Annotated in this window: 11 protein-coding genes and 1 tRNA gene; 3 read left to right on the top strand and 9 right to left on the bottom strand. The window is 67.8% G+C overall.

Features of this window, described 5'->3' with window-relative positions; all coding sequences use genetic code 11:
• Window positions 1-3: 3 nt before the first annotated feature.
• The 3 genes from betI to IE266_RS12335 all read right to left on the bottom strand — a co-directional run bounded on the left by betI (window position 4) and on the right by IE266_RS12335 (window position 2,195).
• On the bottom strand, window positions 4-576 hold the full coding sequence (gene betI / locus IE266_RS12325; protein WP_189680386.1) for a choline-binding transcriptional repressor BetI: 573 nt from the start codon (window positions 574-576) through the stop codon (window positions 4-6).
• 74 nt (window positions 577-650) lie between these two features.
• Window positions 651-1,556 (bottom strand): DMT family transporter, encoded by a 906-nt coding sequence (locus IE266_RS12330; RefSeq protein ID WP_189680387.1) that lies wholly within the window; start codon window positions 1,554-1,556, stop codon window positions 651-653.
• Between the two features lie 39 nt (window positions 1,557-1,595).
• Window positions 1,596-2,195 (bottom strand): LysE/ArgO family amino acid transporter, encoded by a 600-nt coding sequence (locus IE266_RS12335; RefSeq protein ID WP_189680388.1) that lies wholly within the window; start codon window positions 2,193-2,195, stop codon window positions 1,596-1,598.
• An 89-nt stretch (window positions 2,196-2,284) separates the two neighbouring features.
• On the opposite strand from IE266_RS12335, the gene IE266_RS12340 reads away from it, so the two are divergent.
• Window positions 2,285-3,166 carry a LysR family transcriptional regulator ArgP gene (locus IE266_RS12340; RefSeq protein WP_189680389.1) on the top strand — a complete coding sequence of 294 codons (882 nt, stop codon included), beginning with the start codon at window positions 2,285-2,287 and terminating at the stop codon, window positions 3,164-3,166.
• Between the two features lie 28 nt (window positions 3,167-3,194).
• The gene (locus IE266_RS12345) at window positions 3,195-3,974 is read left to right on the top strand and encodes a short-chain dehydrogenase/reductase (protein ID WP_189680390.1); all 780 of its coding nucleotides are present in this window, start codon (window positions 3,195-3,197) and stop codon (window positions 3,972-3,974) included.
• Between the two features lie 127 nt (window positions 3,975-4,101).
• Here the strand turns inward: IE266_RS12345 and IE266_RS12350 are convergent, their stop codons facing one another.
• The 6 genes from IE266_RS12350 to IE266_RS12375 are packed head-to-tail and all read right to left on the bottom strand — an operon-like array spanning window position 4,102 to window position 10,725.
• Window positions 4,102-6,168, bottom strand: coding sequence for an oxidoreductase (locus IE266_RS12350; protein ID WP_189680391.1), 2,067 nt, complete (start codon window positions 6,166-6,168; stop codon window positions 4,102-4,104).
• 24 nt (window positions 6,169-6,192) lie between these two features.
• Window positions 6,193-7,134 (bottom strand): LysR family transcriptional regulator, encoded by a 942-nt coding sequence (locus tag IE266_RS12355; RefSeq protein ID WP_189680392.1) that lies wholly within the window; start codon window positions 7,132-7,134, stop codon window positions 6,193-6,195.
• 41 nt (window positions 7,135-7,175) lie between these two features.
• The gene (locus IE266_RS12360) at window positions 7,176-7,850 is read right to left on the bottom strand and encodes a DUF1028 domain-containing protein (protein ID WP_189680393.1); all 675 of its coding nucleotides are present in this window, start codon (window positions 7,848-7,850) and stop codon (window positions 7,176-7,178) included.
• A gap of 4 nt (window positions 7,851-7,854) precedes the next feature.
• On the bottom strand, window positions 7,855-8,271 hold the full coding sequence (locus IE266_RS12365) for a RidA family protein (protein WP_189680394.1): 417 nt from the start codon (window positions 8,269-8,271) through the stop codon (window positions 7,855-7,857).
• A gap of 20 nt (window positions 8,272-8,291) precedes the next feature.
• Window positions 8,292-9,566, bottom strand: coding sequence for a flavin-containing monooxygenase (locus IE266_RS12370; RefSeq protein WP_189680395.1), 1,275 nt, complete (start codon window positions 9,564-9,566; stop codon window positions 8,292-8,294).
• Between the two features lie 10 nt (window positions 9,567-9,576).
• A complete protein-coding gene (locus IE266_RS12375) occupies window positions 9,577-10,725 on the bottom strand; it encodes an aromatic ring-hydroxylating oxygenase subunit alpha (RefSeq protein WP_229864063.1) in 1,149 nt (382 codons plus the stop codon).
• A 413-nt stretch (window positions 10,726-11,138) separates the two neighbouring features.
• On the opposite strand from IE266_RS12375, the gene IE266_RS12380 reads away from it, so the two are divergent.
• Window positions 11,139-11,213, top strand: a tRNA-Glu gene (locus IE266_RS12380).
• Window positions 11,214-11,667: the final 454 nt, after the last annotated feature.

An 11,667-nucleotide genomic window follows, 5' to 3' on the forward strand; every position in this document is an offset into this window, starting at 1 on the left:
CCGTCATCGCGCGCCCCCGGTCAGCTGTGCCAGCACCCGCAACGCATGGTCGGTGGCGCGCTCGGGCAGGTCGGGCTCGTGCAGGGCGGCGCGGATGTAGAGGCCGTCGATCAGCGCCGCCAGCGTCGCGGCGACCTCCCCCGCTTCATGCGCGCGGCCGCGCAGGGCGTGGGTCAGGTTCGACCGGATGCGCGCCTGGTAGATCCGCCAGAGCCGCAGCGCCTCGGGCTGGGTCTGGGCCAGGACATAGAAGGTCATCCAGGCGCTGATCACCTCGGGCGTGAAGCAGGAGGGCGCGAAACAGGCGCGGATGATCGCTTCGGCCCGCTGCCCCGGCCCGGCCTGCGCCATGCCGGCGCGCACCTCGGCGCCGAAATCGGCGAGGATGCGGCGCATGGCGGCAATGAAGATCTGCTCCTTGCCGCCGAAATAGTGATGCGCAAGCGCGCTCGACATGCCGGCGCGGCGGGCGATCTGGCTGACGGTCACGTCCAGCGATCCGGCCGCGCCGATCTCGGCGATGGTGGCCTTGACCAGCGCCTCGCGGCGGATCGGTTCCATTCCGACCTTGGGCATGGGGATGCAGTCTCCGGAAAAGTCGCCGGAGACCTTAGGTTTGGTTTATTGACTCGTCAATCAACAAAAGCCGATCACACCTCCGGCGCCGGTGCCGGCGGGGTCACGGCCCGGCGGTTCAGCATGGCCTCGCGCCAGCTGATGAAGGTGACCGAGGCCAGGATCAGCAGGCCGCCGCCGATCACGAAGGGGTCGATCGCCTCGTGGAAGAACAGCGCGCCCAGCAGCGTCGCCCAGACCAGTTGCAGAAAGGTCACCGGCTGCGTCAGCGCCATCGGCGCGGCGGCGAAGGCCAGGGTCATGGCGTAATGTCCGATGGTGGCGCAGACCGCAACGCCGGCGAGCAAGAGGATCTCGTTCATCGTCGGCGGCACCCAGACCGCGATGGCGAAGGGCGCAAGCCCGACCGAGACCCAGAGCGAGAGCATTCCCATGACAAGCGCCGGTTTGGCCTTGTCCACCACGATCTTGGCCAGGATATAGGACCCGGCAAAGATCAGCGCCGCCAGCATCATCGCCCAGTGCCCCACCCCGATCTCGCGGAAGCCCGGCCGCAGGATGATCGCCGCCCCGATCAGCGCCACGAAGATCGCCAGGATGCGCCGGATCGCCAGCCGCTCGCCCAGGAAGATCGCGGCACCGATGGTGATGTAGACCGGCGTCAGGTAGTTGATCGCCGTCACGTCGGCGAGCGAGATCTGGGTCATCGCGTAGAACCAGAGCATCACGCCCAGGCTGTGGAACATCCCGCGCCCGATGAACTGCGTCCAGAGCAGCCGGTCGATCCTGACCGAGGCCATCTGGCGCACCAGCGGCAGCAGGAAGACCAGCCCGATCAGATAGCGCAGAAAGGCCGATTCGGGGGCCGGGATCCGCGAGCCGAGAATCTTGACCAGCGCGTTCACGCCAACGAAGCAGATGCCCGCGAAGAGCATCCACAGGATGCCCACGAGCGGGCGCGAGGGGACGGTTTCACTCATGTGGGTGTTGAACACCCGTTCGCCGGCACTGGCAACCCTTCACATGGCAACCAACCGGGCGGCGATGGCGAACATGGTCACGCCGATGCCGGCATCGAGGAATTGCCAGGCACGCGGCCGCGCGAAGAGCGGCGCCAGCAGGCGCGCGCCATAGCCCAGCGCGAAGAAGAAGGTGAAGCTCGCCACCACCGCGCCGGCCCCGAAGACCGCGGGATGCGCGGATTGCGCCGCGACCGAACCGACCAGCACCAGCGTGTCGAGATAGACATGCGGGTTGAGCCAGGTGAACCCCAGCACCATCAGCAGCGCCACCGAGAGCCGCCCGCCCTCGGGCCCTCCCGCCGCCAGCGCCGAGGCCCCGCTGGCCGCCCGGCGCAGGCTGAGCAACCCGTAGACCACCAGGAAGGCCACGCCGCCCCAGCGCATCAGCACCAGCAGCAGCGGAAACCCCTCGGCCAGCGCGCCGAAACCCGCCACCCCGGCGGCGATCAGCGCGGCGTCGGAGAGCGCACAGGTGAGGCAGACGGCCAGCACATGCTCGCCCCGCAGGCCCTGGCGCAGCACGAAGGAATTCTGCGCGCCGATGGCAAGGATCAGGCTGAACCCGAGCAGGAAGCCCGAGAGGGCGGCTGTGAACATGTCGGCTCCCCTGGAAGACAGGAGGTTTGACTAGCCGTCCCGGCGCACGCTATCAAATTAAAGAGATTGGCCCGAGTTAAGAAAAACTGATGCAGTTCGATCCCGACCAGCTGAACGCGCTGACCCATATCCTGCGCCAGGGCAGCTTCGAGGGCGCGGCCGCGGACCTGAGCGTCACCCCCTCGGCGATCTCGCAGCGCATCCGCGCGCTCGAGGATCGGGTCGGCGCGGTGCTGATCAACCGCGGCACGCCCTGCACCGCCACGCCCACCGGCGCGCGGCTCGCCAAGCACGCCGAGGACGTCGGCCTGCTCGAGGCGCAGCTGGCGCGCGACCTTGGCCTCGAGGCCGCGCCGGGGCCCGTGGTGATGCGCATCGCGGTCAATGCCGACAGCCTCGCCACCTGGTTCATGGGCGCGCTGGCGCAGGTCGAGGACGTGCTCTTCGACCTGGTGGTCGACGATGAAAGTTACAGCGCCGACTGGCTGCGGCGCGGCGAGGTCAGCGCGGCGGTGACCGCCCAGGGCCGTCCGGTGCCGGGCTGCGACAGTATCCCCCTCGGCGCGCTGCGCTACCTGGCGACGGCCAGCCCCGGCTTCATGGCACGCTGGTTCCCCGAGGGCGTCAGCGCCGCCGCCATGGCCCGCGCGCCGCGCGTCACCTTCAACGCCAAGGATGCGCTGCAACGCATCTGGGTGGCCCGGCACATCGGCCCCTGCCCCTCCGCGCCTGCGCATTTCGTGCCCTCGACCCATGCCTTCATCGACGCCGCGCTGCATGGCTTCGGCTGGGGCATGAACCCCGAGGCGCTGGTGCGCGACGCGGTGGCCGAGGGCCGCCTGGTGCCGCTGCTGCCCGAGGCACCGCTGGACGTGGCGCTGCGCTGGCAGGTAAGCCGGATCATGGCTGCGCCGCTGGCGCCGCTGACATCGGCGATCCGCCGGGTGGCGGCGCAGCAACTGGTCAGCTGAGAGAAAATACAAAGGGGAAGGAGCGAGAATGGATCTGCAACTGAAGGACCGCCACGTGCTGGTCACCGGCGCCTCGAAGGGGATCGGCCTGGAGATCGCCGAGACCTTCGCGCGCGAAGGGGCCAGGGTGACGATGGTGGCGCGCCGGGCCGAGGTGCTGGAAGCCCGCGCCGCCGAGATCTCCCGGGCCACCGGCGCCAGCGTCGACTGGATCGCCGCCGACCTCGGCCAGGACGCCGGGCGCGAACGCCTCTTCGCCGAGCGCCCCGGCATCGATATCCTCGTCAACAACGCCGGGGCGATCAAGGGCGGCCCGCTCGAGGCGCTCAGCATGGAGGACTGGCGCGCCGGCTTCGATCTCAAGGTCTGGGGCTACATCCACCTCTGCAAGCTCTACATCCCCGAGATGTGCAAGCGCCGCTCGGGCACGGTGATCAACTTGATCGGCATCGGAGGCCGCTCGGTGCGGCCAAGCTACATCATCGGCGCGGCGGGCAACTCGGCGCTGATCGGCTTCACCTCGGCGATCGGGGCGGCAACGCCGAAGGACAATGTCCGCGTCTTCGGGATCAACCCGACGGTGACCAAGACCGACCGGATGATCGACCAGCTGAAGGCGCGCGCCAGCCACGAGCTGGGCGATGCCGCGCGTTGGGAGGAACTGGTGGATCCGTCGAAATACCCCTTCGGGCGCCCCACCGAGACCGGCGAGATCGCCGCCCTGGCGGTGATGCTGGCCTCGACCCGGGTGCAGTATCTCTCGGGCACGGTGGTCGATATCGACGGCGGCCAGCGCTGGAAAGCGTGACAAGCGGCACCTCGCGCCGCGCCCCTGGCTTCTCTTCTTCAAAAATATCTCCGGGGGGGCCGCGCCCCTGGGCGCGGCGGGGGCAGCGCCCCCGATGCGCGCGCGGCCAAAGGGCGTGGACACCTGGCTAGCGCGCCAGCGCCGTCACCTCGCGCCGGAAGGGCATGGCGTCACCCAACTCGGGCATGTCCAGCTCGCGCGCATAGCGGTGGCCGGCGAAGGTGGCCCATGCGATCGGGCCCGGCGCGTTGGCGTCGCCGATAACCTTGACCGAACGGATCCCGGCATCGGCCCAGTCGGTTCGACGGGCAAGCAGGTCGCGGTACAGCGCATCTTCCGCCGCCTGCGCCGTCACCAGCACGACCGCATCGCAGGGGATGACCTCGCGGGTATCGGTATAGGTGCAGTTGGTCTCCGCCCCGTCCCCGCGCAGTGCGGCAACGCCACGGTTGAGCAGGATCCGCACCCCTGCCCCAGCCAGCCGCACGTGCACGGCGTGCTGTTCCAGCGTGTTGCGCGACCAGTCCGAGACATAGGGCGCGGGCGTGACCAATGTGACCTCGCAGCCCTTCGAGGCCAGCAGCTCGGCCAGCACGCCGCCCATGTAGTAGTGATCGTCATCGAACAGCACGACCCGCCCCGACGGCAGGCGGCCCTGCATCAGGTCGTCGGGCGTGAACACGGCCAATCCCGGATCCATTGCCATCGGAACGACATGCTGACGCGCGACACCATCGCCACGCCAGCGGGCCCCCGTGGCAATGCAGACGTTCTGGAAACCGAAGTCGAGGATCTGCGCGGCATCCAGCTCCGAGGCAAGGTAGGTCTCGATGTTCGGGCGCTGCGAGAGCTGGTGGGCGCGGTAGTCGACCACCCTGCCCCAAGCCGACAACCCCGGCAGGCGGCGTTCCCGCGTCACCCGGCCGCCGATCTCGTCGCGCGCCTCGGCGATGGCGACGTCATAGCCGCGCAGCGACAGCGCGCGGGCGGCCTCCAGCCCCGCCGGACCGGAGCCGACGATCAGGACATTGCCGCTCTCGCCCTTGGGGTTCATCCGTTCCGGGTGCCAGCCGCGCCGCCATTCCTCCATCCATGTCGGGTTCTGGGTGCAGCGGCCCATGCCCTGCGTCATGTCGCCGGTGATGCAGATATTGCAGCCGATGCACTCGCGGATATCCTCGATGCGGCCCTCCTCGACCTTCTTCGGCAGGAAGGGGTCGGCAATGGAAGGACGCGCGCAGCCGATGAAATCGAGCGTGCCCGAGCGGATCATGCGCACCATCACGTCGGGGCTGGTGAAGCGGCCGACACCGACCACCGGCTTCGAGGTCAGCGCGCGGATGCCGCGCACCAGGTCTTCCTGCGCCGCCTCCTCCTTGAAGCGCGAGGGGCCGGAGCATTCCTCCCATGTGCCCTGGGCGAGATCCCAGAGGTCGGGCAGATCGCCGTGCATCTCGATGAAGTCGCGCACCTCGGCGTTGGAGAAACCGAGGTCGCCGATGGTTTCATCCAACGACAGCCGCAGTGTCAGCGCCATCGTCTCGCCCACCGCATCGCGCATGTCGGCGATCACCTCGCGCACGAAGCGCGCGCGGTTTTCCAGACTGCCGCCGTATTCGTCGGACCGCTGGTTGGTGGCGCGGGACAGAAAGTGCTGGAAGATCCCGAAGCCATGCGCGCCATAGAGGCAGATCAGGTCGAAGCCGGCGGTGCGCGAGCGTTTCGCTGCGTTGACGAACCAGCGGCGCAGGTTGCGGATATCCTCGCGGTCCATCGCCCGCGCCGTCACCGGATCATTGGTGAAGGTGCGGATCGGCAGCGCGGTCGGGGCCAGCGGCACCTCCTTGGTATAGAGGTTCGGCCCGTTGATCCCGGAATAGGCAAGCTGGATGCCCGCCAGCGCGCCATGGCTCTTCATTCGCTCGGACATGCGGGCCAGCGCTGGAATGTCCTGGTCCTCCCAGAGGCGCAGCTCGATGAAGGGGGTGATCTCCGAGCTGTGGTGCATCTCGGTCTGCTCGGTGAAGATCACGCCCCAGCCGCCCTCGGCCTTGGCGGCGCGCATCTCGGCCACGGCCGAGGGGTCGCGATAGCCGCCACCGTTGCAATGGGGCACCTGGTAGAAGCGGTTCCTGGCGGTCAGCGGGCCGATCCGCATCGGCTGGAACAGGATATCGTAGCGGGGATCGCGCAAGGCTGGCTCCGTGGGTGGGTGAGATCAGCGGCCCGAGGGCGGCATCTTCATGCCGGGCATGCTGTCGGCGGTGACGAGGTCGCGGCAATGGTCGACGAAGGCGCGCACGGTGAGGACATTCGCCGCTCCCTCGGCCATCAGCAGGCCCAGGATCATCGGGCGCACCGGGCCCTTCAGCGGCACGAAGCAGAGCTTGCGGCCATCGGGCGAGAGGTCGTTCAGCGGGCGGATATTGGCGATGGCATAGCCGAAGCCATTGCCCACGAGGCTGCGCATCACCGCCATGTCGCGGGTGCGCTCGGTGATCTTGGGCCGGATGCCGGCCGCCTTGAAGAACGACAGGAAGTAATCGGCGCTCATCGGCAGGTCGAGCAGGACCATCGGCTCGTCTTCCAACTGGCGGACCGAGATCTCGGGCAGCCCGGCGAGCGGGTGGTTTTCCGAGAGCATCGCGTAGGGCGCAAGTTGCGCCAGCGGGACGAAATGCAGGTCGGGCGGGATCTCGAGATCGTAGGTCAGGGCAATGTCGAGATCGCCGCTGCGCAGGCCCTCGAAAATCTGCTGCTGGTCCATCTCCCGCTGGCTGACCCGCACGTTCGGAAAGCGCGTCTCGAAGCGGCGGCGCAGTTGCGGGACGACGAGCTGCGCGAAGGTCAGCAGGCAGCCGAGGCGCAGCGGCCCCTGCACCGTGCCCGAGAGATCGTCGGCCAGCCGGTTCAACCGGTCGGCGTCGGCCAGCAGTTGCCGCGCCTGCGCCAGGAACTGCCGCCCGGCCTGGGTGGGGGCGAGGCCCTGGGCGTGCTTGCGCACGAAGAGCTGGATGCCGAATTCCTGCTCCAGCTGCGCGATGGCGGCCGAGATCGAGGGCGACGAGACCTTCACCCGTTCCGAGGCGAGCGCGATCGACCCCGCCTCGCCCACGGCGACGAAGTATTCGAGCTGGCGCAGGGTGAAACGCAGGGGCATGGACGAGTATTCGCGCCGGGCAACGGGTGAGGCAAGCGCGCTCATTCGTCGCCCGGCACGCCATAGGACGGCGCGGCGCGGGGATCGAGGGCACGCTGCACATAGGCGTCGAGCTGCGGCTTGTAGACCTCCCAGGCGGTGGCAACGGCCTCGATCGGGCAGTCCTCGGTCCAGTCGCAGCGCAGGTCGGCGACGGGCCAGGCGACCCGGTCGACCAGCTTCATGCCCGCCGAATGCACCGGCCCCGCCTCGCCCCCCGCCGCCAGCCCCGCGCGAATCGCAGCGATCAGCCGGTCACCCAGATAACCCTGCGAGGACAGGAAGCCGTCGACGATGGCCCGCGGCACGGTGTCATTGGCCAGCAGGTTGCCGCCCGAGGCGACGTTCTCGGCCTGCGCCTGGGTCCAGATGCCCAAGCTATTGGGGCCCGAGTGGATAGCCGTGCGCCCCGCCCCGTCCACCGCCAGCACTTGGCGGTATTCGATGAACCTGCCGCGCCTCTGCACCTCGGCAATGGCCTCGGGCGCCGACATCCCCTGTTCCATCAGGTCGAGCGTCAGCGGCCCCAGCGTCGGGTCGGTCACGTTCTGCGAGGCCACCGCCCCGACCCCGGCACGCGCATAGGAACAGCGCGCCGCCACCGCCGGAGAGGACGACGAGATCGCCACGCCGAACATCCCGGTCTGCGCGCAGCGGGCGACAAGCGAGAAGGTCATCGCCTCAGTCCGGGATGACGGCGGTGCCGTCGATCTCGACCAGCCAGTCGGGCCGGGCCAGCGCATTCACCACCAGCCCCGTCGAGACCGGGTGGACGCCCTTGAGATACTCGCCCATCGTCCGGTAGACCGCCTCGCGGTGGCGCACGTCGGTGATGTAGACGACCACCTTCACCAGGTGCTCCATCTTGCCGCCGCATTCCTCGATCAACTGCTGGATGTTCTGCATCACCTTGTGGGTCTGCTCCACCGGATCGTGGCTCTCGATATTCTTCGCGGTGTCGAGATCCTGCGGGCACTGCCCGCGCAGCCAGACCGTGCGCCCGCCCTGCGTCACGACCGCCTGGCAGAGATCGTTGTCGAGCTTCTGCTCGGGATAGGTGTCCTTGGTGTTGAACTTGCGGTGGCGATAGTGGGCCAATTCCGGGTCTCCGTTGAGTTTCAAGCGGTCTGGCGCATCGAGCGCGCCGGGCCGACGTAATCGCGATAGCTGCGTTGAATGGCGATCTGGTCGGCCACGTGACGGGCATCATGCCAGACGCCCCAGATGAAGGTCGACCCCCGGCGCGACTGCCAGGGCAGCCCGAGGAAGTAGACCCCCGGCTCGGTCGAGACGCCGCGCTGATGGCGCGGAGCGCCGTCCTCGTCGAATGCATCGACCTTGAGCCAGCTGTAATCGCGGCGATAGCCGGTGGCCCAGACGATCGTGGTGATCCCAGCCTCGGCAAGGTTGAGCGACCGTAGCGGATGGGTCACGCAATCCGGGTCCGGGCCGAAGACGCGCGCCTCGGGCTCTTCGGGCAGGTCGACGCCATTGCGCTCGGCCCAGGCATCGGCAGCGTCCAGCACCGAGAGGTAGTTGGCATCGCCCTGCGCGATATTCGCGGCCAGATCGCCCGAGAAGGTCAGCACGCCCTGGTCGCAGTCGGTCGTGCGCCCGACCAGCGTGATGCCCTGCCGCGCGAGGTCGCGGAAATCGACCGTATGGCCGCCATAGGCGCCGCTCACCGCGATGGTGACATGTTCGGTGCCGGGCCGCGGCGCGGGAATGTCCCAGAGACCGAGGACGCCAAGCCACCAGCAGTAATCGCGGCCCCGGTAGACCCGTGGCGGCCGGTCGTGCGGGCCGACCGAGAGATAGACACGCCGCCCGGCGCGCACCAGCTCCTCGGCGATCTGCACGCCCGACGACCCCGCCCCCACCACCAGCACCGCGCCCTCGGGCAGCGCGCCGGGGTTGCGGTAGTCGATGGAGTGCATCTGCGTCAGGCCTTCGCGCGCGGTCACCAGATCGGGCATCACCGGGATCTGGAAAGCCCCGGTGGCCGCGACGATATTCTCGCACTCGATGGTGCCCTGCGAGGTTTCGACGGTGAAGCCGGGGTGGCCGACGTTGCGTTCAGCCTTGCGCACCTCGACCCCGCAGCGGATCGGCGCCTCGAACTTGGCGGCATATTGCTCGAAATAGCGCGCCACGCGGTCCTTCGAGGGGAAGGATTCCGGATCGGCATCGTCATAGTCCAGCCCGGGAAAACGGTCGTGCCAGGCCGGCCCGTTCGCCACCAGCGAATCCCAGCGCCCGGTGCGCCAACGCTCGGCAATCCGGTCCTTTTCCAGCACGATGTGCGAAATGCCGTTGCGGGTCAGGTGTTCGCTCATCGCGACGCCGGCCTGGCCGGCCCCCACGACAAGGGTGTCGATCTTCTCTGTCGTCACTGTTGTGTCCTCACTTGGCGCGCGCAGCAGAGACGCGCGCGTTCAGATACTGGGCGAAATCATAGTTCGGCCGTTCCAGGTGGCTCAGATGCCCCGGCGCGCTGAGCTGGGCGCAGAGGCCGCGATAGACCTTCTCGGTGCAGCCGCGATCCTCGACGTTCACCTCGTCGAGCAGCGTCTTCAGCGCGGCGAAATTGGCCTGGGCATCGGCGTCGTCCTTGTAATCGTCGGACATGCCGCCACCAAAGCGGATATGCACCTGCCCCGGCCCCCTGGGGTGCAGCGAGAGATACCAGAAATAGCCGGGCGTCAGCGTGATGAGCAGGCTCGGGTAGAGCGCCAGCAGGAAGGTCGTGCGCCGCTCCTCGCCCTTCAGCCGCGTGTTGGAGGGATGCGCCATGGCGATGCGCAGGGAATCGTCCTTTAGGATGGTGTGATAGTTGAAGGCCGGCAGGCCCGGCGGGCAGACCATCTCCTCCAGCTTCGACAGCCCGCCGATGGTGCCCGCGTGGCAGACCGGCAGGTGGTAGCTTTCCATGAAGTTCTCGGCCAGCACCTTCCAGTTCGTGTCCCAGACGTGTTCCTCGAAAAAGGTCTCGGTATAGTTCAGCATGTCATAGCCGGCGACCATGTCCCCGACTTGGGCAAGCCGCTCGGCCACCGGAGCCGCCTCGGGGTTGAGTGTGACGAAGACCCAGCCCAGCCACTCCTCGCAGCGGATCTGCGGCAGGCAGTAGTCGCGCTTGTCGAAGCCGCCGTTCAGGGTCATCGCCGGCGCACCGCGCAGCGTTCCGTCGAGGTTGTAGGTCCAGGCGTGATAGGGGCAGACGATGGCGCGGGTACTGCCCCGCCCCTCCAGCAGCGTCGACATCCGGTGCAGGCAGACGTTGGACATCGCCCTGAGCTGCCCGTCCTGCCCCCTCGCCACGATGAAGGGCTGCCCTGCCAGCTCGCCGGTGACATAGTCGCCCGGCTTGCTCAGCGCGCCCGCACGGCCGACGCAATACCATTCCTTGCGGAAGATCTCGGCCAACTCGGCCTCGAGGAAAGCCTGCGAGGTATAGACCGAAGGCGGCATCGCGCGGGCCTGCTCGAAGGGCAGCGCCGTATTGGCGGCAAGGTCTGCGATCGGGTCGCTGTCGATATGGTCGCGGGCCAAGGCGGGTCTTCCTCTCGTCGCAGCGCCGCGTTGATTCTGCCACTCCGGGGATGCCCGCGGCGGAGGGCATCCCGGCGCACCGCCAGAATCACGCCCAGGCGCCTTTTCCGCGATACCCCCGCAGGATCAGACAAAGATGGCTTCGGCGGCAAGCATTAGATTCCGCACCTGCGATTAGGATCAGCCTAAGCCGTTTTCCGGAGAGTGCCGGAAGGCCAACCCATATTCCCCTTTATTGCCCGTATTTTACGCCGTTTTCGACCGGCCCGGCGCGCCGAACGCCCGGCCCTACGACCGACGGCGCGGCCCGCTTGCCGAACGCCCGAAAAAACCTTTGCCCGATCTGCAAAAAATCCGCAGTTTCCCTCTTGCGCCCCCCGCCGCCTCAAACTAAACACCGCCACACACAGCGTGGCCCGTTCGTCTATCGGTTAGGACGTCAGGTTTTCAACCTGAAAAGAGGGGTTCGACTCCCCTACGGGCTGCCACAGCTTCCCAGCACTTCACAGAGGACGGCGGCAAGCAAGAAGGTCTTGCGACCTTCGAAACCGCAGGGCGCATGGCGAGGCCAAATGCCGAAGGACGAGCGGCCGACCTGAGCGTAGGGCTCTGTTTGCGACTTCAGCACCAGGAACTTGGGAGAGCCACATCTCCGGCGGCATCAATCCCGCAGAGGCCTTTCTCGTTCCGGAAACGCATCACCAAACTGAAACCGGTGCTATGGCACGCCCTTTCGACGGGTGAGCCTGCTTCCGCCCCCCGGCCGAACCCGACCTGCCGATCTGCGAATTCCGTTTTCCTGATCGGCCAGGGCTTTTCGAAGAAAGTTCATCGTCTCCGGACACACGATTTCGACGTGTTTCAAGCTCGTGCGATGGGACGGCGGTGACGTCCCGGTGCGTGGTGTAGCTGTCGGTGGCCATCGGGTTTCTCGGTAGGGTC

Origin of the sequence: Seohaeicola zhoushanensis (assembly GCF_014656415.1) — a bacterium.
GTDB lineage: Bacteria > Pseudomonadota > Alphaproteobacteria > Rhodobacterales > Rhodobacteraceae > Seohaeicola_A > Seohaeicola_A zhoushanensis.